The sequence below is a fragment of the Thermostichus sp. MS-CIW-41 genome, assembly GCF_054058915.1.
This window is the reverse complement of record NZ_JBSSBO010000007.1, coordinates 1-25502: the sequence shown is the minus strand read 5'-3', so window position 1 is coordinate 25502 and position 25502 is coordinate 1. Positions and strand designations below refer to the sequence as shown.

At 59.5% G+C, this 25502-nt stretch carries 16 protein-coding genes and 3 pseudogenes; 8 read left to right on the top strand and 11 right to left on the bottom strand.

The annotated features are described in order from the left end of the window. Positions 1 to 169: 169 nt before the first annotated feature. Together ACVWXE_RS03565 and ACVWXE_RS03560 are read right to left on the bottom strand one after the other, a co-directional pair. Entirely contained in the window at positions 170 to 2416 is a 2247-nt protein-coding gene (locus ACVWXE_RS03565) for a hypothetical protein (RefSeq protein ID WP_457489603.1), read from the bottom strand. Positions 2417 to 3004: 588 nt separating this feature from the next. Next, positions 3005 to 3927, bottom strand: a pseudogene (locus tag ACVWXE_RS03560) (IS630 family transposase). Between the two features lie 178 nt (positions 3928 to 4105). Between ACVWXE_RS03560 and ACVWXE_RS03555 the strand changes: the two are divergent. The 3 genes from ACVWXE_RS03555 to ACVWXE_RS03545 all read left to right on the top strand — a co-directional run bounded on the left by ACVWXE_RS03555 (position 4106) and on the right by ACVWXE_RS03545 (position 10076). Continuing rightward, positions 4106 to 4273 (top strand): hypothetical protein, encoded by a 168-nt coding sequence (locus ACVWXE_RS03555; RefSeq protein WP_083757636.1) that lies wholly within the window; start codon positions 4106 to 4108, stop codon positions 4271 to 4273. 104 nt (positions 4274 to 4377) lie between these two features. Beyond that, a complete protein-coding gene (recJ, locus tag ACVWXE_RS03550) occupies positions 4378 to 6642 on the top strand; it encodes a single-stranded-DNA-specific exonuclease RecJ (protein ID WP_457489602.1) in 2265 nt (754 codons plus the stop codon). Positions 6643 to 6776: 134 nt separating this feature from the next. Continuing rightward, on the top strand, positions 6777 to 10076 hold the full coding sequence (locus ACVWXE_RS03545; protein ID WP_457489601.1) for an AAA family ATPase: 3300 nt from the start codon (positions 6777 to 6779) through the stop codon (positions 10074 to 10076). A 5-nt stretch (positions 10077 to 10081) separates the two neighbouring features. On the opposite strand, the gene ACVWXE_RS03540 is transcribed toward ACVWXE_RS03545, so the two are convergent. The 6 genes and pseudogenes from ACVWXE_RS03540 to ACVWXE_RS03515 all read right to left on the bottom strand — a co-directional run bounded on the left by ACVWXE_RS03540 (position 10082) and on the right by ACVWXE_RS03515 (position 15436). After that, positions 10082 to 10507 carry a GerW family sporulation protein gene (locus ACVWXE_RS03540; protein ID WP_414344594.1) on the bottom strand — a complete coding sequence of 142 codons (426 nt, stop codon included), beginning with the start codon at positions 10505 to 10507 and terminating at the stop codon, positions 10082 to 10084. Between the two features lie 65 nt (positions 10508 to 10572). Then, positions 10573 to 10836 (bottom strand): DUF2973 domain-containing protein, encoded by a 264-nt coding sequence (locus tag ACVWXE_RS03535; protein ID WP_414344596.1) that lies wholly within the window; start codon positions 10834 to 10836, stop codon positions 10573 to 10575. Continuing rightward, on the bottom strand, positions 10836 to 11147 hold the full coding sequence (locus ACVWXE_RS03530; protein WP_457489600.1) for a DUF2605 domain-containing protein: 312 nt from the start codon (positions 11145 to 11147) through the stop codon (positions 10836 to 10838). Before ACVWXE_RS03530 ends, ACVWXE_RS03535 begins: the two co-directional genes overlap by 1 nt. Before the next feature lie 50 nt (positions 11148 to 11197). Next, positions 11198 to 12682, bottom strand: a pseudogene (locus tag ACVWXE_RS03525) (cobaltochelatase subunit CobN); the annotation flags it as partial. A 47-nt stretch (positions 12683 to 12729) separates the two neighbouring features. Then, positions 12730 to 13908 (bottom strand): transaldolase, encoded by a 1179-nt coding sequence (locus ACVWXE_RS03520; RefSeq protein ID WP_414344598.1) that lies wholly within the window; start codon positions 13906 to 13908, stop codon positions 12730 to 12732. A 574-nt stretch (positions 13909 to 14482) separates the two neighbouring features. Then, positions 14483 to 15436, bottom strand: coding sequence for an RluA family pseudouridine synthase (locus tag ACVWXE_RS03515; RefSeq protein ID WP_457489599.1), 954 nt, complete (start codon positions 15434 to 15436; stop codon positions 14483 to 14485). 329 nt (positions 15437 to 15765) lie between these two features. Between ACVWXE_RS03515 and ppsA the strand changes: the two genes are divergently transcribed. Together ppsA and ACVWXE_RS03505 are read left to right on the top strand one after the other, a co-directional pair. Next, positions 15766 to 18231 carry a phosphoenolpyruvate synthase gene (ppsA, locus tag ACVWXE_RS03510; protein ID WP_457489598.1) on the top strand — a complete coding sequence of 822 codons (2466 nt, stop codon included), beginning with the start codon at positions 15766 to 15768 and terminating at the stop codon, positions 18229 to 18231. Between the two features lie 81 nt (positions 18232 to 18312). After that, positions 18313 to 19587, top strand: coding sequence for a dihydrolipoamide acetyltransferase family protein (locus ACVWXE_RS03505; protein ID WP_457489597.1), 1275 nt, complete (start codon positions 18313 to 18315; stop codon positions 19585 to 19587). Positions 19588 to 19604: 17 nt separating this feature from the next. On the opposite strand, the gene ACVWXE_RS03500 is transcribed toward ACVWXE_RS03505, so the two are convergent. Next, entirely contained in the window at positions 19605 to 20738 is a 1134-nt protein-coding gene (locus ACVWXE_RS03500; protein ID WP_457489596.1) for a DUF389 domain-containing protein, read from the bottom strand. 97 nt (positions 20739 to 20835) lie between these two features. Then, complete coding sequence (lipA, locus tag ACVWXE_RS03495; protein ID WP_457489595.1) at positions 20836 to 21729, bottom strand: lipoyl synthase; 894 nt, start codon at positions 21727 to 21729, stop codon at positions 20836 to 20838. A gap of 174 nt (positions 21730 to 21903) precedes the next feature. Here lipA and tkt point away from each other — a divergent pair, with 174 nt between their 5' ends. Next, a complete protein-coding gene (gene tkt / locus ACVWXE_RS03490) occupies positions 21904 to 23904 on the top strand; it encodes a transketolase (protein WP_457489594.1) in 2001 nt (666 codons plus the stop codon). Between the two features lie 407 nt (positions 23905 to 24311). On the opposite strand, the gene ACVWXE_RS03485 is transcribed toward tkt, so the two are convergent. Then, positions 24312 to 24440, bottom strand: coding sequence for a hypothetical protein (locus tag ACVWXE_RS03485; protein WP_011432750.1), 129 nt, complete (start codon positions 24438 to 24440; stop codon positions 24312 to 24314). 184 nt (positions 24441 to 24624) lie between these two features. Here ACVWXE_RS03485 and ACVWXE_RS03480 point away from each other — a divergent pair, with 184 nt between their 5' ends. Continuing rightward, the gene (locus tag ACVWXE_RS03480; protein WP_457489593.1) at positions 24625 to 25110 is read left to right on the top strand and encodes a hypothetical protein; all 486 of its coding nucleotides are present in this window, start codon (positions 24625 to 24627) and stop codon (positions 25108 to 25110) included. A gap of 276 nt (positions 25111 to 25386) precedes the next feature. Next, positions 25387 to 25502, top strand: a pseudogene (locus tag ACVWXE_RS03475) (RNA-guided endonuclease TnpB family protein); the annotation flags it as partial.

Genomic DNA, 25502 nt, shown 5'->3' with positions numbered 1-25502 from the left:
GCAAAGCTTTGAGTAGAATACCCAAAGCGCAGTTTCCGTGTCGTCTTACTACCAATTTTCTGCTTTGCTTTGGCTACCATGTTGGCAGACTCGAAAGTAAACAGAAAGATCAACTGGTAGTAATCCGTACTGAACATATTATACATTATTTTCAGTATAGTTGAGCTTATTATTGACTAGAGTCATGCTCTCCCACCGTGCGGCACCCCGACAAACGGGCAGAATACCCCCCATCCGCAAAGAACTTGAAAGTGCTATGCCTCCGGCACCCTACCGGGAACCGCACCGCTACCGCGACCGTGGTTGCCTTCAGGCCGGTACACTCGCCAATGACCGCGGTCAGCTTGCCCCCCGACTGTTGCCAGCGGCTGAGGATGTCTTGGATCTGGGGCCGATCCAGCAAGCCCGCTGCCTGCAAGTTTTGGAACAGATGCCTGGCCCAGGGGGTGAGTTCCGCCAGCAAAGGATCCGTCGGCGTATCCTCAGGAGTGTCGGCGTCGGTCTCGGGTTCCTCCGGTCTCCCCGTAAGGACTGCGTTTCGCTCACGCAAGCGTGCTGGCCCATCTTTGGCGGTTGAGCCAGAGAAGTTGGCTGCTCTCAACTGGGCTTGGGCTGCTTCGGCGATCAGCTTTTGCTGTTCGTAACTCACCTGCAGCAGACGGTTGCGATTCTGCTCAATCTTGAGGTTCTCCTGTAAAGTCTCCAAGCTCTGTCGGTAGGCCGCTAGCAGCTCTCGCGCGTCTCGCAGTTCCACCGTCAAGTTGGCCTGCTGCTGTTGAAGGGCGCTGAGGCGGGATCCCATCGTTTTCAGTTGTTGTTGAGCTTGCTCCAAGGCTTCTTGGCGGGCTTGCAGGGATCCCTCCAGTTGGACAATGCGCTGGTCGGCCTCGGCCCGTTCTGCCCTGAGCTGGTGGATCAGGGCTTGGCTCTGCTGCAGTTGCTCCTCCAGTTGAGCAAGGTGCGCTTCGTAGTCACGGTTGGCTGCCATCAGCTGTGCTATTTCCGCTTGCAGTTGTTGTAGCTGCGCCTGTAAGCTTTCCACCTGCTCTGGGGGAACATAGCCGGAAAGCCGCGCCATTTGGGCCTCGTGCTCTTGCTGTAGCTGGGCGTAGCGCTCTTGCCACATCTGCAAAGCGGCCCTCAGCTCCGCAATCTGTTGCTCCAAGGCGGCAACCTGCTCTGGCCAGAAGGAGTCCAGATGTCGGGATGGGGCAGCTTCTGGCTCTGCAGCTTGCTGGGCAAGTTGGGCCTGCAACTGATCCCGCTCCGATCGGAGCTGCTGGATTTGATGAAGCGCTGCCTCCAATTGGGCGCGTAGGTCAGCCACAACGCTGCTGGGCACCGAGTCCAACTGGCGTTTCTGCAGAATCTGGATTTGCTCTTGCAACTGCTCCAGTTCCGACTGATAGCAATCTTGCTGGGTTTGCAACTGCCGCTGCGCCCTTTGCTCAGCAGCGCGGGCAAGAGCCAGCTCCGTTTCTAGACGTTGCAGTTGTTCCCGCCAAACCCGCAAATCCTGCTGCAACGTTGCCTGGTGCTGGAGCTCCGCCTGCTGGAGACGAATGGTGGCTTCCAGTTTTTGAATGCGCTGCTGATACTGGCTTTGAAAATCGGCAATCTGCTGGTTCATGCTGGCCAGGATCCGATCCCATTCCTGTTCCTGGAGCTCGATTTGTAGCCGCAAGGCTTCCACTTGCTTGCGGTAGTCAGCCAAGGTGGCCGGTTGAGGCTCATCGGCAAAGGGATCCGAGGCTGCCGCGGCTAATGTTCCAGGGATGGAATCTCCCCCAACTGCGGATTCGAGACTCGATGGCTGAATTGTTCCCTCGCAAGAGATCTTGGCCTCTTCGGGTACAGCCAAATCCTGGGCCAGAGCTTCTCGGCCAGGAGTTGCCGCTCTTTGGGGGGTAAGCTGAACCTCGGGTTTGGGATCCCTGGCCAAAAAAGGCTGCAGTGCTTCCCACGCATTGGGGGAAGCCATCCGTTGCAGTTGCACCTGGACATCCAAGGCGCGATCCAAAATGGCGGGCTGTACCCAACCTTTCCAGGTGAGGATTTCCCCCAATTTCCGCCCATAGCGACGCTGTTGAGCCAGAGCAACCCGCAATTGCTCGAAATCCAAATGGCCCAGCGCCACCAAAATCTCTCCTAGAGAAAGGGACTGGCTGGGCAGGAAGCGGTAGAGATCAGCCAGAGTGAGCCAGCCGCGCTCGAGACACACTTCTCCCAACTTGAGGTGGTTTTGCTGTTGCTCTCGCAGAGCCTGAGCCAACTGGGATTGGGAGATCAGACCCGCCCGCAGCAAACGCTGTCCCAGCGGTAAGCTCGACTCAGCCCCGTCGGCAGCAGCACCCCGCCCCTCCAGAAAGGGGAATGGGGTAGAGCCACTCTGGGAGGAAGAGGAGCGCGGAGGCATCAATAAAGTTCCCAGTTTAGGACTGTGTTGTTGCTGTACTTTAGCTTATCGCCCCTCAGGATAAAGCACAAAGAGATGCCAACGCCACATTGACCAGAAAACTGGGTTACAAGCCCCGCCCTTTATGACGGCTTCTTGATACAGTAACTGCGAACTCCGCCAGCTTGTTCGCCTGCGGCGGCACTGAGTGCTTCGTGGTGCAGTACCTGATACATTCACGCTGAACTCTCCTGAACATGGTTCAGGAAAGAAGCGATCGCATCCTGCCTATCTCTGAGCAGGAAGGCGGTATCCCGCAAAGCCCTGAGGAATACCCCCCGAGCGCTTTCCCCCTTCACTTCCCGGCAACCGTTGCGGTGGACTCAAGGATCAGGGGGAAACTTGGTCTACTATATCCCTCTCAATGACTTTTGCCAAACCGCCTAAAGCTCAGTAAATTCAGCAAAGTTCAGGGTTTTGGGGGTTAGAGGCATGCTCTTACTAGAGGGACATTAGAGGGACAAAGTATCTGGGAGTCTCTTCCCAGTAATTAGGGCGGCGGCATCCCTCTTCGTGCATAGGGATGGAGCAGTACAGCCTGTTAAGGAATCAAGGGGCACAGTAGCAACACCTAGCAAACCAACTTCGGAAGCAGAATGGATTGATGAGTAGTCAAGAGGTCTCTGCTATCTGCTCCATCCCATACTTCCCGGCTCTGGAAAACTGCCGGATAAAAGGCTTCAATACCGACCACATCCTCTCAATCGGATTCAACTCTGGTGCATACACAGGCAGGTCTATGATCCGCGCACCTGTTCCTTGAATCAAACCCTCCACTTCCGAACTCTAATCACCACCTTCCGCGCATCCAGTTCCGAACATGAGTCACTTTGCAAAAACTCCAGAAAATTGCTCTTCCGCATTCCACCCTTGATAACACAACAGCCTACTACCTCTCTCCAGGAAATAGCTTCAATAATCTTATGTTTTTTCCCTTTGCATCTCTGACGGTAACTGTAAGCTCTTTGACTGCGTAAACTCCGAGATACCCCTCCGTTCCATTGCCTCTCACACCCTTGTCTGGTCTAGAATAGCTATATCTTCCACTGGTATATTCTTGACTTCTTAACTATAGGCTAATTGTTGCCTTTGCACCTCCTCTTCTCTGATTTTTACACTGCGGTAATTCTTTTTAGCGTCATTCCTCGCTTTTTTAAAAAGTTGTCTATCGTAACAGCACTCACATCAGTATCCAGTTGCTCTCGTAGCAGTTCTTGATACTACCACGGATAATAGTTCAGGCGCCTTTCAATGACCGTCATAACTTCTTGCCGGTGTTGTTCCAGAATACCTACTCGCTTTGTGCCGACTTTCTTGGGGGATAAATCCTGAGTTTGTTGATACTGATGCACCCAGTGGTGCAGTGTTCTTTGGGTTACCATGAACTGTTCCGCTACCTGGCAAGTGGAGGTCTTGCCTGCCTGATAAGCTGCCACAACTCTTTGGGATAAATCTAACAAATAGGTTGGTATATATCTCTCTTTTCTCTTGGATACTTGTATCCTAATTCATAGGCTGTAATCGGTGAAGTGCCAAAAATGATTCTGATTCTTGTTTCAGCATCGTTGCTGAGCAACCGCTAGGGTGTAGAGACGCGGATCTTCGACAAGAGGATCCCTAGGAAAAAACGAGAAAGAAGGAGAGAAAATCATGTCTGCCAGCACCCTTGTCCGTTGCGCCTGTGAACACTGCAACTGCAGCTTCGAGAGCAGCCAAGGCTATCGCTACGAAGGTCAACTCTACTGCAGCGAAGCCTGTGCCACCCACAATCACGAGCACCCCTCCGCCTGCTGTGTGGCTTCCCACTGCTGCCAGTAGGGTTCAAGGTAGCCCATCATCCCCAGCCCTTTCCTCTGGGATCCATTTCCCCCCTGGGCCGTTTTTGATAGGCTCCTAGGAACCTTTATCCCTGTCGAGCTTGCATGGAATACCGCTGGGAGCTGCTGCCCACTCCCCCCCAGTTCAATCCGCAACTGAGCCGGGAATATGGCAAGTATGCGGCCAAGGTGATGGCTCTGCGGGGTCTGCACACCTGGGAGCAGGCGCAGGCCTTCGTGGATCCCGAACACTATTCCCCCACACCACCAGCATCCCTGCCGGATCTGGAGCGGGCGGTGGCGCGGCTGCTGCAGGCACGGGAAAGGGGAGAGACCCTGTGCATTTGGGGGGACTTTGACTGCGATGGTGTCACCAGCACCAGTCTTCTGCTCTCGGCGTTACAACCCTTGGGCTTCCGAGTCCAGTTCACCATACCGCTGCGCAGTACCGAAGGGCACGGCCTCAACCCTCAACGGCTGCAGCAGGTGCTGGCCCAGGGCTGCCAAGTGATCCTGACGGTGGATTGCGGCATGGGCAATACCGCCGAAATTGCCATGGCCCAAGCCCAGGGGGTGGACGTGATCGTGACGGATCACCACATGCTGCCGGATCCTCTGCCCCCTGCCCATGCGGTGGTCAATCCCTTGCGGCTGCCGGATGACCATCCGCTGCGCTTCTTGCCGGGGGTGGGAGTGGCCTACAAGTTGGCGGAGGCGCTCTACCAAGCCCTAGAGATCCCTGGTGTCGAGCAGCACCTGGATCTGGTGGCGGTGGGAATTGTGGCCGATGTGGCGGTGTTGCAGCGGGAGTGCCGCTACTTGGTGCAGCGGGGCCTGCCGGTGCTGGCCAGTACGCAGCGCCCGGGGTTGCGAGCTCTGCTGGCCCAGGTTAGCAACGGCCAGCTCCAGAGGTCGCCGACAGCCCAGGATATTGCTTTTCGCATCGCCCCCAAGTTGAACGTCATTGGCCGCTTGGAAGACGCCAGCTTAGCAGTGGAGCTGCTGACCACCTCCGATCCAGAGCGGGCCCAGGCGCTGGTGCAACGGTTTGTTGCCCTTGACGAAGAGCGCCGGCAGCTCACCCAGCAAGTGATCCAAGAGGCCAGCCAACAGGTAGAGAGCTTGGATCTGACCCGGGAAGGAGCCATTGTTCTGGCGGAAGCCGGCTGGAACCCAGGGGTTCTGGAGATCGCGGCGGCGCGCTTGGTGGAGCAGTACCGCTGCCCGACGGTGTTGATTGCCAAAGACGAAGCCACAGGGCTGGGCCATGGGTCGGGTCGTTCCCTGCCAGGGGTGAACCTGGTGGAGGCCATCGAGGCCGTGCGCCCCCTCTTGCGGCGGGGAGGCGGACACCCCATGGCCGCCAGGATCCAAGTGGATCTGGCTTGCCTGGCCGCTGTGCAACTGGCGTTGCAGCGGGAGCTGGCCGCGCGGGTTAGCCCGGATCAGCGGGCTCGCGCCTTGGCGGTGGAGATTATCCTCGACTGGGAGCTACTGGTCTCTCAGGATCGGGATGGGGTGGCAGAGCTGGATGAGGTGTATCGGCAATTGCAGCTTCTGCAGCCCTTTGGGCACGGCAACCCCAACCCCGTCGTTGCCTTGATGAACTTCCGTCCCAATAGCTCCAACCTGGGAGTCTCCCGCAATGGCCGCCACCTCAAGTTTGAACTCCAAGGCTCGCCGGGATCCCGTACCCTGTGGTTTTGGCAAGCCGGAGAAGAGCTGGAGCGCTGGCAAAAATGCCAGGCTTTGGACATCGCCCTCCAGTTGGAGGCGGATGACCGGGGCAGACAGCCTTGGCAGGGCAAAGTGCTGGCGGTGCGCCCTGCGGGAGAGTGGCAGGCACCCACCATTTCCGCCCCTCGCCTACAGATCCAAGATTTTCGGCAGAAACCCCTGCCGGATTCGCTGAAAGGGGCCATCTGTTACGACGGGCAGGAGGCCGAGAACCTTGTTCCACCACCAAAAGGGGCAAAGCTGGTGCTGGCCCGCTGGCCCTGGCTACCGGCGGACTTGGCACAACTGCTGCAACAGGTACAGCCCCGAACCCTGATCCTGGCCGCTTCTGCCTCCCCCTGGGAGCAGATCCCCCAGCAGATTGCCCAACTGCAAGCGCTGTGGCAAGCAGGCCGACGGGATCCCGAGGATCTGGCTGCAGTAACTGGCTTTCCCCGGCAGTGGCTGGCGGAACTGGACAGTCCGGAGCAGATCCCCACGCTACTGATGGGCCGCCTTCAGGAATCCCAAGCCTTTCACCGCTGGCTGGACGAGGCCAGCCCCACCCAGATTGCCCAACTGTGTCAGCGGCTAATGCAATCGGATCCCCTCTCAAGAGAGACAAGAGAGAAAAGAGAAAAGAACGGAGAGTAGTGAGAAGGGAGTATCCTCACTCCTCTCTCCTCACTTCTCACTCCTCATTGTTGCTCCCCACCGCTGACGCGATACTCTGGATCAAATGGCTCAACCTCATTTTTTCCAGCAACCAGAGCCCCTCAGAGTTTTCCGTGATCCCGGTTCGCCTAACCTTGCACAATTTTCTCTGTTACGCTCACGCCGTTTTGGATCTGCGTGGGATCCATACTGCCTGCATTTGTGGCCCCAATGGGGCAGGCAAGTCTGCCCTGCTCGATGCCCTCACCTGGGGCCTTTGGGGGCAAAGCCGGGCTAGCAATGATAGCGATCTCATCCGCAAGGGGGCCAGCGAAGCCTGGGTAGAGGTGATCTACCGCTCCCGAGGACAAACCTACCGCATCCTGCGCAGCCGTCATCTATCGGGCGAGGGATCCCTGGAGTGGCAAATTCAAACCGGAGAAACCGACGGCCAACCTCGCTGGCGCAGCCTAACCCGCCGCGGCATGCGCGCCACCCAACAGGCCATTCAAAGTCAGCTCAGCCTCGACTACGAGACCTTTATTCACTCTGCCTATCTGCGACAAGGACAAGCGGATGCCTTCACCCTGAAGCGTCCTGGCGAGCGCAAGCAGATCTTGGCCGACATGCTCAAGTTGGGGCAGTACGATTTGCTGGCCGACCGCTGCCGGGAACAGGCGCGCAGTGCCAAACTCAAAGCCGATCTGCTCCAAGAGCGCCTGCAGCAGCTCAACCAACAACAGGCCCACGTTGGCCAAATCCAAGCCGAGCTGGAGCGACTCCAACAACGGCAAACTCATCTGCAGCAGCTCCTAGCCCAGCAACAGCAGGAATTGCAAGCCCTAGAGCGCCTCTACGAACATCGCTGCATCCTGCAGGAGCGCCACCAACACCTTACCCAACACTTGCAAAAGCTCGGCACCAACCTACAGCACACCGAGCAACAGTGGCGTGCCCAGCGACAGCACCTGCTCCAGTTGGAAGAGCTGATCGCCCAGAGTGAAGACATCCTGGCGGGTTACGAACGCTACCAAGCCCTGATGGCCCAAGATCGCCATCTCCACCACCTCTTCGAGCAACAGCAGCATCTGCTCCAAGAACGCCAAAAGCTGCAAGCCCAGCAAGCAGAGCAGCAACAGCAGCAACTGCGCAAGATGCAACGGCTGCAACAGGAGTTGGCCACCTGCCAAGCCCAGGCCCAAGCCGATGCCCAATTGCTGGCAGAACAGGAGCGCATCGAAATCGGCCTGCGCCACTACCAGCAAGCTCAAGAGCGTCTCCAGGCCCTGAACCAAGCCCAAGCTCAAGCCGCCGTCCTTCTCCAGCAGCAACAGCATTGGCAAGAGCAAATCCGCCGCGAGCGGGAACGCCTGCAAGCCCGCGTTCAGCTTCTCAGCCAGCAACTACAAAGCCGGGAAACTCTAGCCCAGCAGCAGCAGCACCTGGAGCAGAAAATTGCCGAAGGAGAGGCCGCCTTGGCAGAGCTGGAGCGACGGCGTCTCTACCAGCAGCAGGTGTTGGAAAAAGTCCAAGAACGACGGCTGTTCGTGCAAAAGCTCCAGGAACGCCAGCGGGTTCTCCAGCAACAGTGGCAACAGGAAGAAGAACGCTGCCGCCTGCTGGTGACCACCTGGGAGGAAGGTCAAGAGGTGTTTTCCGCTCAAAGTGCTCCGCGCAGCGAACGAGATCAGGTCACCCCCACTTTGGCGAGAGTGACGGCCCTTGTCGAGGAGACAGCAGAACAAGAGGAGGGATCCCCGGCCCTATCTTCCGCCGGTCAACCTGCCGAGTCATCCCCCGCAACGCCAACACCAGAGCCGCAGGGATCCGGCTTTATGGCTCCGCAACGCCGTCGCCACTGGACTTGCCCCCTCTGCGCCCGTCCCCTCAGCCTGCGCCTGCGGGATGTGGTGCTGAAAAAACACCGCGAGCGTCAAGAGGAAATTGCCGGCGAACTGTTTGTTATCCGCGAACAACTGGCGGTGGCCGACCGGGAGATCGAACTCTTGCAAGAAGAATACCGCCGTCTTAGCCAAGAACTGGCCACTTGGGATGAGCGCCTGCACCTTCAAGGGCGATTGCAACAGCAGTGGGAAGCCGAGCAGGAGCGCTGTCGGCAAATCCAGCTCTGGCAAGCAGAGGCGGCAGAGTTGAGGGAAATCCTTGACCGGGAAGCTTACGCTCAAGAAGCTCGGCAACAGCTCCAGCAGATCCAGCAGGCCCTGCACCAACTGGGCTATGACGAGCGCGAGCACGCCCTACAACGGGGAGAACTGGAGCGCTGGCGCTGGGCCCTGGGCCGCTCTCAAGAACTCCGCAAGGCCCAAGAGCGCCGCTCTCGCCTCTGCGAGCAAATCGCATCTCTACAGGCACAACTGGAAACCCTGCAACAGGTGGGATCCAAGGACTCCGTCCCGCCAGTGGGATCGGATTCTCCCCTGGCGGAGCGGTTGGCTCAGGTGGAACAGGCGTTAAACCACCTGGGCTACGATGGATCCCTGCACCAGCAGGTGAAAGCCGAACTGGCCCAAGCGCAACTCTGGCCGGTGCGCCTGCAAGCCCTACAGGTGGCCCGCCAGGAACTGCCGGAGGTGGCAGCCCGCACCCAAGCCTTATCCCAACGCCTACAGGAAAGCCGCCAGCACTTTGCCCAGGCCACCCAAGAGTTGGAACGGCTTCAGCAACAACTGGCGGAGCATCCCGAGGTTTTGCCTGCTCAGCTGGAAGGGATCCGCCAAACCCTGCGGGAGCACCGCCGGCGGCTGGATGAGGTGCTGTCTCAGATAGGGGCCGCCCAACAACGGCTACAACAGGCGGTTCAACAGCAGGCGGAACAGGCCGAGCTGGAACAGCAACTGCAACAGGCCCGCCGCCAGCAGCAGGTGTACCAAGAGCTGGCCAATGCCTACGGCCGCAACGGCATCCCCGCCCTGATCGTCGAAAATGTCCTGCCCGAGCTGGAAGCCCAGGCCAACCAGATCCTGGCCCGCCTGACCCAACACCGCCTGCACCTGCAATTGGTTACCCAGCGCTCCGGGCGACGCTATTGCTCACCGGCCAAGCTGTCCTCCGTAGCGGGACGGAGTCCCTATGACACCCTCGACATTCTCATTGCCGATCCCCACGGCACCCGCCCCTACGAGACCTACTCCGGCGGAGAAGCCTTCCGCATCAACTTCGCCATTCGCCTGGCCTTGTCCCGCCTGCTCACCCAGCGCTCGGGATCCGACCTGCAAACCTTAATCATCGACGAGGGGTTTGGATCCCAGGATGCCACCGGGCGCGCCCAACTGCTGGCTGCCATCAACGCCATCGCCCCGGACTTTGCCTGCATCTTGGTGATTACCCACATCCCCAGCCTGCAGGATGCTTTCCCCCACCGCATCGAGGTACAGCCCTCTCCCCAGGGATCCCGCCTCTCCATTCGCGGCTAGTCCCTTCAGGAGTTGCCGGCACGATTTTGCAGCCACTGCTGCAACAGGGGCACCAGAGTCTCGCTGAGTTGGTTCCACTGGTCGGGCTTCTGGACGGTGGTCAGCAGCTCCACTCGCTCGCCTCGGATCACCAGAAAGCCAACTGGCTCGATGCGCACCCCACCCCCCGCTCCCCCGAACAGACTGGCCGGATCCCCGCCGTTGCCGCGACAGCCAGGAGCAGTCTTTCCAAAGTTACCCCCTCCCCCACCCAAGCCAAAATGCAAGGACATGTAAGGGACAATAATCGTCTCACCAATAGTGATCGGCTGACCAAAGGTTTGTCCCGTTTCCGCCAAAACCTTCAGCTTGCCGAGCACCGCCTCCAGCACCGATTCCACGTTGAAGTCGGATCCCATCTCCGTTGACTCGCCCACCAGACGCTCGGGCAAATGGCGCGCAGTACCTTCCCAGGCTAGTGCAGCCACGCCCAAGAGAGAAAGCCCAAGAAACTCCTCTAATCTTCGTCCGGCGAGCCGGAATAGAGATCTTCCAAACGGCTGCGAGCTTCTTCCAAGCTGGCCGAGCGAATCACCAGTAGAGGCTCCTCGGTGAGGTTGCCATCTTCATCCAGCAGCTCTGGGTGAGGGATCCGCTTGCGGGCACGACGAGGAGAGGCCTTGCGCTCTTCCACGCCCAGTGTGATGACATTGGTAACCAAGTTGCGCAGGGCCAAAAAGGCAATGGCCACAAAAGCGATGAGGTAGAGAATCTGCAGCATTACAGGTCGCGGGAGGGGTGAATCTGGCGAAATTGACGGCCCAATTCGGCACATTTCATCAGCAGGCGATGCCATTTTGCCATCAGCCCAGGGTCGATGCCAACCTCTTGATCAGAGGCCTGATAAAGCGCTTTGGCTACCTGTAGCTCCGCCTGGGCAGCCAAAACCTCTTCCAGCAAGGACTGCTGCTCTTCTGGGCTGATAAATTCCAGGGTCTCTTCCTGCAAAAAGCGGCGAGAACGCTCAAACCAGTAGCGGTAGTCCTCCAACAGTGGCCCCAGAATCTCTCGCAACAGCTCAGATTTGCTCATGGCCTGGGATCCCTCCACAACTGGTTTGGATGAAAAAATCTTAGCAGAACTTAACCTTCTCTCGCCACGGGAGAGCGGGATTCCAGGTAGGCTTCCATCTCCAGCATCAGGGCTTCGATCTGAGGCAGCAATTCCAGGGCCTGCTCTTGCCAGTAGCCCCGCTGGTGGGCTTCCAGCAGCCGCTCGCTCATGTCCCGCAGCGCCCAGGGGTTGCGGGATCGCAGGAACTGCTGGACTTGGGGATCCAATAGGTAGGCGCGGGCCAGGCCGGCGTACATGAAATCCGGCACAGCATGGGTGGTGACGTCGTAGGCAAAGAGGTAGTCCAGGGTGGCAGCCATCTCGAAGGCGCCCTTGTAGCCGTGGCGCATCACGCCGGCAATCCACTTGGGGTTGATCACGCGGGCGCGATAGACGCGGTCAATTTCTTCGGCCAGGGTGCGGATCTTAGGGTTGTGGGGACGGGCGTGATCCCCGAAGTAAATCCGCGGGTTGCGGCCCTGGAGCGTTCGCACTGCCGCCACCATCCCCCCTTGAAACTGGTAGTAGTCATCGGAGTCCAGCAGGTCGTGCTCGCGGTTGTCTTGGTTGTGGAGCACAATTTGCAGGTGGGCCAATTGCCGCCGCAGGGCTTCGGGGGCCGGCTCTCCCTCGCCATCGGCCCGGTAGGCGTAGCTGCTCCAGTTGAGGTAGGCGCGGGCCAGATCCGCTTCTGTTTCCCAGTTTTGCGCCTCGATCAGCCCCTGTAGGCCGGCCCCGTAGGCCCCTGGCTTGGAACCGAAGATGCGCAGCCGCGCCCGCTCCGCCGCTGCTTGCTTTGGGATCCCTTGCTCCTGCCAGTACTGGGTATCGGCCAGCACGTGGGCCCGCAGGGGATTGTCGGCTTCTGGCTCCTCCAGGTCAGCCACGGCCTGCACGGCCCGGTCAAACAGGGCAATCAGATTGGGAAAGGCATCGCGAAAGAAGCCAGAAATGCGCAAGGTTACATCCACACGGGGGCGGCCCAAAACCGCTACAGGCAGGATCTCGATGTCCACCACCCGTCCTCCATCCCAGCGGGGTTTGACCCCCAAGAGCGCCAGGGCCTCGGCCCAATCGTCGCCGCCAGTTCTTAGAGTTGAAGTGCCCCAAACGGATAGGCCCAGGCGACGGGGATATTCCCCCTGCTCTTGCACGTAGCGCTCCACCAGCCGCTCGGCGGCCAGTGAGCCGACCTGCCAGGCGGTGGGGGTGGGGATGGCGCGAATGTCCACCGAGTAAAAGTTGCGCCCCGTGGGCAACACGTCCACTCGGCCTCGGGTGGGGGCGCCGGAAGGGCCGCTGGGCACATAGCCGCCCCCTAGCCCATGCAGCAGGTTCTCCAGCTCCTGAGGGGTTTGCTGCAGGCGCGGCAGCAGATCCGTCTCGATCCAATGCAGCACCTGCCTGGCTGCTGGCCCCGGCGGCGGATCGTAAGGGATCCCTTGCAGCCGCTGGGCAATCCAGCGACGGGCTTGTGCCTCCAGGGCGGCAACCCCATCTCCGATGTGGCGAAAGTTCTCGCCCATAGACCTTGAGGTTTTCCCAGGCCGGCTGCCAGCGGCTAATTCTTCAGATAGACCGCCGCCCCTAGGCCGACCAACATTTCCTCAGGGGTAATTTTGCCATCTTGGTTGGTATCCAGGGCATCGAAAACGCGATCTGCCCCCATCCACTCCTCGCGGGTGATGAAGCCATCCCCATCCAGGTCGTAGAGGCGGAAGACATCCTGGGCGGCGTGGGTAATGGTTTCCTTGGCACCCTCCAGCTTCTGCAGCCGCTCGGTGAGCAGTTTTTCCAGCACCTCCAGCGCTTTGGAGAAGCCCTGGATCCCTTCTTCCAGCTTTTCTGAGGCCATGCGGTTTTCCCGGTGCATCTGGTCGAAGGTGGCTCTGTCCATCACCAGGCGGGGAATATCCATCTGCTTGGCTTTTTCCGGATCCAGTTTGCGCTCCAGGTAACCCTCGGTGTTCTGCAGCTCCGCCAGCAAGGCGGGCGAGATGGTCAGGAGATCACAGCCGGCCAACTCGATGATCTCCCCGATGTTGCGGAAGCTGGCCCCCATCACTTCCGTCGGAAAATCGTATTTGCGGAAGTAGTTGTAAATCTGGGTTACCGATTGCACCCCCGGATCTTCGGCAGGGGGATAGCTCTCCCGGCCCGTGTGTTTCTTATACCAATCCAAGATGCGGCCTACAAAGGGCGAGATCAGCTTCACCCCCGCTTCGGCGCAGGCTATGGCTTGGTGCAAGCCAAACAACAGGGTAAGGTTGCAGTGGATCCCTTCTTTCTCCAGGATCTCGGCAGCCCGGATCCCTTCCCAAGTCGAGGCAATTTTAATCAGCACCCGCTTGGGATCCGCTCCTGCCGCCTTGTAGAGCTCGATCAAATGGCGGGCTTTGGCAACTGTGGCTTCTGTGTCGTAAGAGAGGCGGGCATCCACCTCCGTCGAGACCCGGCCAGGAATGATGGACAAAATGCGCACGCCAAAGGCCACGGCCAGTTGATCGATGGCGTGGGCCACCACGGTTTTGATGTCGGCTTTGGATCCCAGTTCTTGGCGGGCCTTGAGCAAGGTTTCATCGACAATGCCCTGATACTGAGGCATTTGGGCTGCAGCCGTGATCAATGAGGGATTGGTGGTGGCATCCTGCGGCTTAAAGCTCTCGATGGCGTTGATATCCCCCGTATCAGCCACCACGACAGTCATCTGTCGCAATTGCTCCAGCAAGCTCTTGCTCATGTTCGGCTCCTTGAGATTGCGCTACGCGCCGCTTCTGCGACCTAGTTTCAGTGTTACCCATCCCATTCAGGGATCCCGGTAGACATGAGATTGTCTTAATTCTGATACATTCACGCTGAACTCTCCTGAACATGGTTCAGGAAAGAAGCGATCGCATCCTGCCTATCTCTGTTCGCGTCAGCGGGACGGAGTCCAAGCAGGAAGGCGGTATCCCGCAAAGCCCTGAGGAATACCCCCCGAGCGCTTTCCCCCTTCACTTCCCGGCAACCGTTGCGGTGGACTCAAGGATCAGGGGGAAACTTGGTCTACTATATCCCTCTCAATGACTTTTGCCAAACCGCCTAAAGCTCAGTAAATTCAGCAAAGTTCAGGGTTTTGGGGGTTAGAGGCATGCTCTGCCGCTCACCCCCACGGGTGTGGGGACAACTGGGCATACTCGTTTCAAACAAGATGAAGACCCTTCGCCGCTGACCCTCACCCCTTGCGGGCGAGGGGAGCTGGGGATCAACCAACCAGCTGTTCCACAGCCGTTTGCAATGACCAGGCAAAGCAAGGGGGAAACCCCAGAGGCTGCCTAGCCCGCCTGGCTGCGCAACTGCCGCAAGAGCCGCTCAAACTCCTCCGGCAGGGGAGCGGTAAACTGCAGCGGCTGGCCTGTGCGCGGGTGAACAAAGGAGAGCTTCCAGGCATGGAGAGCTTGGCCGCCCAGCTTAACAGGGCTGGTTTTGCTCTGGGTGTAGAGGGGATCCCCGACAATGGGTAGGCGCATGTGGGCAGCATGCACCCGAATTTGATGGGTGCGCCCGGTCTCCAGCTCAAACTGCATCAGGGTGTAGTTGCCCAGCCGCTCCAACACTTGCCAGTGGGTTACCGCCACTCGCCCTTGGCCAGGGGTCAGGACGGCCATTTTCTGCCGATCCACCGGGTGCCTCCCAATGGGGGCAGAGACGGTGCCTTGGCTTTGGGCCGGGCGACCGAACACCACCCCCAAGTAGATGCGCCGGGCGGTTTTGGCCTGGATCTGGGCTTGTAGGTGCTGGTGGGCCTGATCGTGTTTGGCGATCACCAGCGCGCCGGTGGTGTCCTTGTCGAGGCGATGCACAATGCCCGGACGCTGTTCGCCGTTGATGCCCGACAGGTGGGGACAATGGGCCAGCAGCGCGTGCACCAGGGTGCCGCTGGCGTGGCCAGGAGCCGGATGCACCACCAGATCGCGGGGCTTGTTGAGCACAATCAGGTCGTCATCTTCGTAGAGAATGTCCAACGGGATCCGCTCCGGCTCTAGCGTCGCCGGCCTGGCTGCCGGGATCCGCACTTCGATCTGATCCCCCGTTTGCAAGGGGCGATTTTTATCCAGACAGGGCTTCCCATTCAGCCAAACCTGGCCTGCCCGGATGAGCTGCTGCAGGCGTGAGCGAGACAGATCTGGGAGTTGCTCCGCCAACCCCCGATCCAGCCGGGAGCCGTGGTGTTTTTCCGTCACCCTTATCTGGCGAATTTCTGCCGCAGGCTGCTCGTGACCCTCCATCGCCATTGGCCCTGCTGTCAAACTCCCTTCTTTGCCCATTGTGGCAGCCCGGCTACTTTTGCACTGAGTAAAAAAGGTCGAAGATTTGTAGCAACTTCCTCAGGCAGCTTCCGGGGAGATCTGCTTTGTCTCATCGCCTTCTGAGCCTTTTCGACGGGATCCCTGGGAAATTTTAAGGGGCCGAAAATCCTCACTAGAGTGAGGGTATGGCCCGCCGAGAATAAGTGGGGCCAAGTGCTGGCGCAGGGGGAGTTTGGCCCCTGATGTGACAGACAATACAGCACGCCACAACGATTGCAATGGGTTCAATCGGTCTAAGGAGACAAGGCATGTCGGATGGAGCAACCCTGGGATCCCAGCTTCAGCAACCCTCCCAACCCCAGCTCTTGTCGGAGCCACCCTTGGTTTTGCCCCTGACGGAAGTGGGGCTGCGGGATATTGCCCAGGTGGGCGGGAAAAACGCCTCGTTGGGCGAAATGCTGCAGCAATTAACCCCCAAAGGGATCCGCGTGCCCCTGGGGTTTGCCACCACTGCCTATGCCTACCGCCAGTTCATCGCCGCTAGTGGCCTAGAGGAGAAACTGCGCGGGATCTTTCGGGATCTCGACATTGAAGATGTGAACAACCTGCGCCATCGCGGCAAGGCTGCCCGCACCTTAATTTTGCAGACGCCCTTCCCTCCTGAGCTGGAGCAGGCCATCAGCGAAGCCTACCAGAAGCTGTGCGAGCATTATGGCCCCGACACCGATGTGGCAGTGCGCTCCAGCGCCACGGCCGAAGACTTGCCGGATGCCAGCTTTGCCGGCCAGCAGGAGACCTACTTGAACGTGCATGGGGTGAAGGCGGTGCTCAACGCCTGCCACCGCTGTTTTGCCAGCCTGTTTACCGACCGGGCCATCTCCTACCGCCAGATCAAGGGCTTTGACCATTTTCAAGTAGCCCTCTCGGTGGGGGTGCAGAAGATGGTGCGCTCCGACCTGGCCTGTTCGGGGGTGATGTTCTCCATCGACCCAGAAACCGGCTTTAAAGATGCGGTGCTGATCACCGCCGCCTACGGCCTGGGGGAAAACGTGGTGCAAGGGATCGTCAACCCCGATGAGTACGTGGTCTTCAAACCCACCCTCAAGCAGGGACTGCGCCCCATCCTCTCCCGCAAGCTGGGCAGCAAGGCCCTGAAGCTGGTCTACGACGAGGGGGGATCCCGTTCCACCAAAAACGTGGCTGTCCCCGAAAGCCTGCGCAAGCAATATGCCCTCAAGGACGAGGAAGTCCTGGAGCTGGCTCGCTGGGCCTGCCTGATCGAAGAGCACTACTCGGCGCTGCGGGGCCGCTTCACCCCCATGGACATCGAGTGGGCCAAAGATGGGATCACCGGCGAGCTGTTTATCGTCCAGGCCCGCCCCGAAACGGTGCAGTCGCAAAAAGGGGCCAACCAGCTGACCACCTATCGCTTCACCCAGCCTGGGGCGCAGCCCGAGCCTCTGGTGCGGGGACGGGCCGTAGGCGAGGCCATTGGCCAGGGCACAGCCCGCGTCATTTTGGATGTGCGCCGCTCGGATCAGTTTCAGGCCGGCGAGGTGCTGGTGACCGAAAAAACGGATCCCGACTGGGAGCCCATCATGAAAAAGGCCAGCGCCATCGTCACCAACCAGGGGGGCAGAACTTGCCATGCGGCCATCATCGCCCGCGAGCTGGGGATCCCGGCCATTGTTGGCTGCGGCAACGCCACGCAGGTGCTCCGTTCCGGCGAGCCCATCACCGTCTCCTGCGCTGAAGGGGAAGAAGGGCGGGTCTACCCGGGCCTGTTGCCCTATGAGGTGACGGAGATCCCGCTGGAGGAGCTGCCCCGTCCCCGCACCCAGCTGATGATGAATGTGGGCAACCCAGAAAAAGCCTTCGGCCTCAGCGGGATCCCTTGCGATGGCGTGGGGCTGGCGCGGCTGGAGTTCATCATTGCCAACCACATTCAGGTCCACCCGCTGGCTTTGCTCAACTATGAGCAGGCGGTGAAAGAGGAGCCTCGCCTGGCGGAGCTGACCGCCCAATATCCCGATAAGCCTGAATACTTTGTGGATAAGCTGGCCCAAGGGGTGAGCACCATCGCCGCCGCCTTCTATCCCAAGCCGGTGATCGTGCGGCTGTCGGATTTCAAGAGCAACGAGTATGCCCACCTGCTGGGGGGATCCCGCTACGAACCCCACGAGGAAAACCCCATGATTGGCTGGCGGGGGGCCTCCCGCTACACGGATCCCCGCTACCGCGAGGGCTTTGCCTTGGAGTGTCGGGCCATGAAACGGGTGCGGGATGAGATGGGCCTGACCAACGTCATCTTGATGATCCCCTTCTGCCGCACGCCGGAAGAGGGACACAGGGTGCTGGAGGAGATGGCCCGCCACGGCCTGGTGCGGGGAGAAAACGGTCTGCAGGTGTACGTGATGTGTGAATTGCCCAGCAATGTTATCCTGGCCGACGAGTTCTGCCAGATCTTCGACGGCTTCTCCATCGGCTCCAACGACCTCACCCAGCTCACTCTGGGCCTGGATCGCGACTCAGCCCTGGTGGCCCACCTTTTTGACGAGCGCCACGAGGCCGTCAGGCGGATGATCGCCCAGGTGATCCAGACGGTGAAAAGCCATGGCCGCAAGATCGGCATCTGCGGGCAGGCCCCCAGCGACTACCCCGACTTCGCCCGCTTCCTGGTGCAAGCAGGGATCGATTCCATCAGCCTCAACCCCGATTCCCTGTTGAAAACCCTGCTGGTGGTGGCCGAAGCAGAAGCGGCTGGCGCCCGGTGAGCCCAAAGCCGGCCCAGGGACGTGCGCGGGGATCCCGTCTCCTGGGTTACAATCTTTTCTGCTGTGTTCCCATCCCCATCGATGATCCACGAACTCTCCATGCCGGCCCTCAGCTCCACCATGGAAACGGGCAAGATCGTCACCTGGCTTAAGAACCCCGGCGACCGCGTGGAGAAGGGAGAAAACATCCTGGTGGTGGAGTCGGACAAAGCGGACATGGACGTGGAGTCCTTCCACAGCGGCATCCTGGCCAGTATCCTCATTCCGGCAGGAGCATCGGCCCCGGTGGGCGCGCCCATCGCCCTGATTGCCGAAAGCGAAGCGGAAGTGGCCCAAGCTCAGGAAAAAGCCAAAGCCCTCGCTGCTGGCGTTACCCCTGCGGCTCCACGTAGCGCAGACCGCGCCTCTGCAGCTCAGCCGACAAGCCCTGCCCCTGCGGCAACCCCCACCTCTACACTGCCAAATGGATCGGATGGCGCCGGATCCCAGCGGGTCGTGGCTTCCCCGCGGGCGAAAAAATTGGCGGAGAGCCTGGGGATCGATCTGCGCACCGTGCGCGGCTCTGGCCCCAATGGTCGCATCGTCGCTGAAGACGTGGAGCGAGCTGCGGCCCTTTCCGCTCCTGCAGTGGCTGCCCCCTCTGCCCCAGCCCCTACGTCCCCAACTCCTGTGGCTGTCCCCTTGGGGGAAACGGTTCCCCTCAGCACTTTACAAGCGGCGGTGGTGCGCAACATGAACGCCAGCCTTGGCGTGCCGGTGTTCCACGTGGGCTACACCATCACCACCGACAACTTGGATCAGCTGTACCAACAGGTAAAGCCTAAGGGGGTGACCCTGACGGCCCTTTTGGTCAAAGCGGTGGCCCTGACCCTGGAGAAGCATCCCCTTTTGAATGCCAGCTACACAGAAAACGGCATCCATTACAAATCGGATATCAACATCGCCGTGGCCGTGGCCATGGAGGATGGCGGGCTGATCACCCCTGTCCTAAAGCAAGCCAACCGGCTGGATCTGTATGAGATCTCCCGCCGCTGGAAGGATCTGGTGGAGCGGGCGCGGCGTAAGCAACTGCAGCCAGAGGAGTACAACAGCGGCACCTTCACCCTCTCCAACCTGGGCATGTTTGGGGTGGATCGCTTCGACGCCATTTTGCCGCCTGGCCAAGGGGCTATTTTGGCCATCGGCGCTTCTCGCCCCACGGTGGTGGCGACGCCGGAAAAAGCGATTGCCATCCGCTCCCAGATGCAAGTGAACCTTACCTGTGATCACCGCGTCATCTACGGCGCCCATGCAGCGGCCTTCCTGCAAGATCTGGCGCAGCTCATAGAGCACAAGGTGGGATCCCTGACGTTGTAGCAAGCCCACCCGGCGATTCAGTAGGGGGTAACAATCCCCCTCGGTCGTGGGGAAAGAGTTGCCTCTGTAGGGTTAACCTCGGGATCCGACTCAGGCTCTTCTGGGTCAGGCATTTCTCGGCGCACCTCTTGGTCTTGTACCACCCGAAAAATCAGGGTAAAGGGGCGACCTACCTCCGCCGCCACAAATTCCTCCAGCAAAGTCACCTGCCTGGGGGTAATCGGCTCGTCTGCTCGTACCAACAGCACTACTTCTGGGGGATTGACCACCCAGTTAAACTCGCTGCGCAATAGGGTTACCCGTTGGAAGGTGATGGTTCTGTTTAGCAAGGCGGTTCGTAGCGCCCATTCCAACCGAGATTGATACAGCAGTTGAGTCATACTGGCTGCCAGCGGCACCAGCAACACCATCACCAAACCGAACATCCACACCAATCCAGAACGGGCCTTGTGCAAGGGGGCGTAGCCCATCAGCAAAAACGTAACCATGCAAGCCAGGGCAATCCCCAACAGGTTGGTGGAATAGAGCAGGGTTGCTCCTAGGCTGATCTCCCAGTCGGCATGGGCCAGTCCCAAACCAATCACACACACCGGCGGCATTAAGGCCACAGCAATCGCAACCCCTGCCAAACTGTCGGCGATCTCTTTGCGCACCCTAGCAAAAGCGCTAATTCCCCCTGCTGCTAGCGCCACTCCCAAATCCAACAGGTTGGGTTGAGTGCGGGCCAAAATTTCGCTGCCCCAATTGGGAAGACCTACCCAACACCCCAGCAGGAAAGACACCCCCACCCCAATACCAGTTCCCACGGTCAAAGACAGGATGCCTGTACGAAACAAGAGCACATTCCCATCTAAAGCCCCCATGGCCATGCCGCGAATCGGCAGCATCAGAGGAGCCACGATCATCGCCCCAATGATCACGGCCGGGCTATTGGCCAGTAACCCCAACGTGGCAATCACAGAGGAGCCGAGCACCAACATCAAGTAGTTCAGGCTGAGGCGAGACTCCCGCATCAATCCCATCATCAACTCGGCATATTCTTCTAGAGTGACCAGTGGTGGCCGCCAGCGGAGAGGCTGTGGCCAACCCTGGGGTGAGGGAACCAAGCCGGTTTCTGAGCTGCTGCTAGTAGAAGGAGGGATCCTGTTCATATCCATGATTGGGTTCGCGGTCTTGGGTCTCCTTGGCGGTGTCAGGAACACACCAGCCTCGGGCTTTCAGCAGTCTAACTTGGTGGAGAGCCGCTACTCAGGATCCCCCTTTGGGAGAGTGGCGCATCAAATCTTGTACGGCCTCGGCATGGTAAGAGCTGCGGGTGAGAGGGGAGGACACCACCTGCAAAAAGCCCAGTTCCTCTCCCACCCGTCGCCAATGGTCGAACTCTTCGGGGGGAACGTAGCGCTCCACCGGCAGGTGTTTGGGGCTGGGCGCCAGGTATTGGCCGAGCGTGAGAATGTCACAACCCACCCGGCGCAGATCCCGCATCACCTGCAAGATCTCCTCGGCAGTTTCTCCCAGGCCCAACATCACCCCCGACTTGGTGTACAGGCCGGGATCCCATTGCCGTGCCAACTCCAACAGTTTGAGGGAGCGCTCGTAGTTCCCTTGCGGGCGTACACGGCGATAGAGGCGGGGCACCGTTTCGGTATTGTGGTTGAGCACCGTCGGTCGGGCTGCCAGGATCTGCTGCAGCGCCTGCCAGTTACCGCACAGATCTGGGATCAGGACTTCGATGGTCGTCTGGGGCATGCGGCGGCGGATTTCCGCAATGCAGGCAACAAACTGGCCGGCTCCCCCATCGGGCAGGTCGTCCCGATTCACCGACGTAATCACCGCATGGCGCAACCCCAAGCGCTCCACTGCTTCCGCCACCCGCAGGGGTTCAGTGGCATCCAGGGGCAGAGGGCGTTTGGTGAAGTCGATATCGCAGTAGGGGCAGGCGCGGGTACAGGCCGGGCCCATGATCAAAAAGGTGGCGGTGCCGTTGGCAAAACACTCCCCCAGGTTGGGACAGGAAGCCTCTTCGCAAACCGTGTTTAGGCCCAAGTCCCGCAGCAGTTGTTTGACGGATCCCACCCGTTGAGGGGCCTTGGCCCGCAGCCAGGAGGGTTTGCCGCCAGGAGAAGAAGAAACAACGGTCAAAGAAGTGCTCCAACACAAAACAGCAGCGACGGTATCACTCAGCTTAGCCTGCCATTTGGCCCCCTTGAATTTGGACAAAGCCAATTTCCCGGCCCAATTGATCCCTGCCGCCTCGGAAGCAAGACCCAAAACACGGCATACTGGAAAGCAAATGTCGAGCGATAGGGATCCCACATGGTTGTTGCTGCTCCTCCCTCTCTGGAACAACTTGCCATCAATACGATTCGCTTTTTGGCGGTGGATGCTGTTCAGAAGGCCAACTCCGGCCACCCTGGCCTGCCGATGGGAGCAGCACCCATGGCCTATGTGTTGTGGCAGCAGTTCATGAAGTTCAACCCCCGCAACCCCAAGTGGGTGGATCGGGATCGCTTTGTGCTCTCGGCGGGGCACGGCTGCATGCTGCAGTACGCGCTGCTGCACCTGACCGGCTTTGATGTGAGCCTAGAGGACATCAAGCAGTTTCGCCAGTGGGGATCCAAAACCCCCGGCCACCCGGAAAACTTTGAAACTCCGGGGGTAGAGGTCACCACCGGCCCGCTGGGGCAAGGGGTGGGCAATGCGGTAGGGTTGGCCATTGCCGAGGCCCATCTGGCCGCCCGCTTCAACAAGCCCGGTTACACCATTGTGGATCACTACACTTACGTGATCTTGGGGGATGGCTGCAACATGGAAGGGGTGGCTTCTGAAGCAGCTTCTCTGGCCGGCCACCTGCAACTGGGCAAGCTGATCATGCTTTACGACAGCAACCACATCTCCATCGACGGCAGAACGGAAATCGCCTTTACGGAAGATGTGGGCAAACGCTATGAAGCCTACGGCTGGCATGTGCAAAAAGTAGAGGATGGCAACCACGACTTGAAAGGGATCGCCGAGGCTATCCAGAAAGCCAAGGAAGTCACCAACAAGCCGTCCTTGATTATTGTCGAGACCACCATCGGCTACGGATCCCCCAACAAGGCCGGCAGCGAGAGCGTCCATGGGGCACCCCTGGGGCCGGAAGAGGTGAAGCTCACCAAACAAAACCTGGGCTGGCCGCTGGAGCCGGAGTTTTACATCCCCGACGAGGTGCTGGCCCACTTCCGCCAGGCCATCGAGAAAGGGGCCAAAGCCGAAGCGGAGTGGAACGAGCGCTTCGCCGCCTACGAGAAGGCTTACCCCGAAGAGGCCGCCGAGTTCAAGCGCATCATGGCCGGGGAGCTGCCGGTGGGCTGGAAAGAAGCGCTGGCCCCCATTGCCGAAACCGGCAGAGAATCCACCCGCAACCTCTCCAAGTTTTGTCTGAATGCCTTGGCCAAAGCGGTGCCGGAACTGCTGGGGGGATCCGCAGATCTCGCCCACTCCAACATGACTTATCTAAAGGGGATCCCAGAGTTTCAGGCCGGCTCTTACGAGGGGCGTAACTTCCGCTTTGGGGTGCGGGAACACGGCATGGGAGCCATTGCCAACGGCATGGCGCTTCATGGAGGTCTCATCCCTTACGACGCCACCTTTTTGATCTTCACCGACTACATGCGGCCTGCCATCCGCCTGTCCGCCCTCTCGCAGGTGCGGGTGCTGCACGTCATGACCCACGACTCCGTCGCCTTGGGAGAAGATGGCCCCACCCACCAGCCCATTGAGACACTGGCTTCCCTACGGGCTATCCCCAACCTCTATGTGCTGCGCCCAGCGGATGCCCGCGAAACGGTGGGATCTTACCAGGTGGCCCTAGAAGCCAAGACCACCCCTTCTGTGCTGGTGTTTACCCGGCAAGCCGTCAACCCGGTGGAGGGCACCTCTGTTGAAGGCGTAGCCAAAGGGGCCTATGTGGTGGTGGATGCCCCCAACCCAGAGCTGATCTTGATCGCCACCGGCTCTGAACTGGAGCTGGCGGTGAAAGCTGCAGCCCAACTGAAGCAGGAAGGCCGGGCCGTGCGGGTGGTCTCTATGCCCTGTATGGAGCTGTTTGAGGCCCAGCCCCAGAGCTACCGAGACTCGGTTCTGCCCCCCAACGTCACCAAGCGCGTCTCCGTCGAGGCAGGTTCCACCTTCGGCTGGCACAAGTACCTGGGGTTTGAGGGGGTGGCCATTGGCATCGACCGCTTTGGCGCCTCTGCCCCCGGCCCGGTGTGCATGGAGAAGTTCGGCTTCACGGTGGAAAACGTGGTCAACACTGCCCGCCGGCTGCTGGGCTGAGGGCACTTTACCCCTTCCTCGGCGCTTTCAAGGGGCTCAGCAGGGATCCCTTCTCTGCTGGGCTTTTTTCCCTGTTGAGCCTGCTGCCCAGCGGCGTGACCCGGACAGGCGTAGCGAACCTCGCATCAACCAATCAGCAGGACTTCCAAAGCATCCGGATCTGCTTCTTTCTGTAGGGCAGCCATGGCGGAGAACGCAGTCGAGGGCGGCTTCCTGCCCCGCAGACAACACCTTTGCCTTGAGGACATCTTCAACCATGGCGGGGATGATCCTTGAAGGCAAGTTGGAAGTCGAGCAGGCTGCCACCATCGCCTTGAAATCGCCTTGAAGAAGAAACTTTGGCTTCCGCCGCCGTGCTGAGGTGCTTGTGCCGGCTGCAGACACAAACAGCTTTGCCTACTGTTTGCCTACTGTAGGAACCCCGCCAGTAAAATCACCGCGGCTCCCACGGCAGCCAAAATCGTCAGCGCCCGGCCCGCGTCGGCACTGCCCTTCCACGAGAAGTTTTTCTCCGACTTTTTCGGTTCTGCTGGCATGGCCATGCCTCCCTTTGCATTGCCAACTCTAACTTAACTTCCCCCCCACGGGATCTTAGCTGGTTGGGGCATACCCTGGAAAAAACAGCAGCCATCTGGCCCGGCCAGCCGTTTTTGGGAACAATACAAGCAGGCAAGGGATCCAACTCCCACCAGTCTGGAAGCACATCCTGAGGCGAAAGCCATGAGCTATGCAGAACGGAGCGAAAGAATGGTTTTGACGTTGGCGACTCTGCTGGGCGGCTGGGTTGGCGGAGGGTTGTTGCAGGGATCCCTCTGGGTTGCCGCTCAGCCTACCTTTCAGACAGTGCCGTTGCCGCGCCTGCCTGTGGGTGTCGATCAATCGGTCTTCGATCGCCCGGTAGCCCGCTTTAACCCCAACCTACCTGCCGAGCTGGTGATCCGCAATCGCACCGGTCTGCCTTTGGAATACGGCTTTACCGATCCCCGCCAGAAAGTCTCGGAACTGCCTGCAGGCGAAACGTTGCGCCTGAGCAACCTGCTGATCCCCAACTGCATGGCCATCAACACGCCGATGTTGGCTCCTGTGGGCTACCAGGTGAGCGTGGATTCTTTCAACGTGATCACTGTAGAAGTGCGCCTGGTCAACGATGTCTCCGGCGACCACTGCCTCGATCTGCAAGCGACAGGGGCTATTTTTGTGAATTGATATCAATAAACTGACATAAATCGATCGGCGATCGGCGGTCACGACACAAGTTAGTTGATCAAAGGGATCCCTTACATCCTCACCTACAGTCATCTTCTGGCCTTTGCCAGGATGGACATGGGATCCCACACGGTAGATGGCAGTTGACTTTGCCCGGTTTTGACGCTGGGATTGAGTCTATTGGAGAGCCGATCAGCTTACTAGCGCAGGAGCCCCGCACTGTACCCGTAGGGTCAGTGCCGGGAGGAATGCCCTTTGATGAAGTACAATGAACTTATGAGCCAAATCCTGACCATCTCCTGCAAGCTCAAGGTGTCCCAGTCGCAAGCCGCTAAATTGGACGCGACGATGGATGCCTTTGTGCAGGCACTGAACTGGGTCAACCAGAACAC

Bases quoted from the DNA above. Each gene is read 5' to 3' on its own strand.
- recJ (WP_457489602.1), top strand. From the start codon at position 4,378: ATGGAATACCGCTGGGAGCTGCTGCCCACTCCCCCCCAGTTCAATCCG.
- ACVWXE_RS03500 (WP_457489596.1), bottom strand. From the start codon at position 20,738: ATGAACAGGATCCCTCCTTCTACTAGCAGCAGCTCAGAAACCGGCTTG.
- ACVWXE_RS03480 (WP_457489593.1), top strand. From the start codon at position 24,625: ATGAGCTATGCAGAACGGAGCGAAAGAATGGTTTTGACGTTGGCGACT.
- ppsA (WP_457489598.1), top strand. From the start codon at position 15,766: ATGTCGGATGGAGCAACCCTGGGATCCCAGCTTCAGCAACCCTCCCAA.
- ACVWXE_RS03530 (WP_457489600.1), bottom strand. From the start codon at position 11,147: ATGAGCAAATCTGAGCTGTTGCGAGAGATTCTGGGGCCACTGTTGGAG.
- ACVWXE_RS03515 (WP_457489599.1), bottom strand. From the start codon at position 15,436: ATGGAGGGTCACGAGCAGCCTGCGGCAGAAATTCGCCAGATAAGGGTG.
- ACVWXE_RS03555 (WP_083757636.1), top strand. From the start codon at position 4,106: ATGTCTGCCAGCACCCTTGTCCGTTGCGCCTGTGAACACTGCAACTGC.
- ACVWXE_RS03520 (WP_414344598.1), bottom strand. From the start codon at position 13,908: ATGAGCAAGAGCTTGCTGGAGCAATTGCGACAGATGACTGTCGTGGTG.
- ACVWXE_RS03505 (WP_457489597.1), top strand. From the start codon at position 18,313: ATGATCCACGAACTCTCCATGCCGGCCCTCAGCTCCACCATGGAAACG.
- ACVWXE_RS03485 (WP_011432750.1), bottom strand. From the start codon at position 24,440: ATGCCAGCAGAACCGAAAAAGTCGGAGAAAAACTTCTCGTGGAAGGGC.
- ACVWXE_RS03565 (WP_457489603.1), bottom strand. From the start codon at position 2,416: ATGCCTCCGCGCTCCTCTTCCTCCCAGAGTGGCTCTACCCCATTCCCC.
- ACVWXE_RS03535 (WP_414344596.1), bottom strand. From the start codon at position 10,836: ATGCTGCAGATTCTCTACCTCATCGCTTTTGTGGCCATTGCCTTTTTG.
- tkt (WP_457489594.1), top strand. From the start codon at position 21,904: ATGGTTGTTGCTGCTCCTCCCTCTCTGGAACAACTTGCCATCAATACG.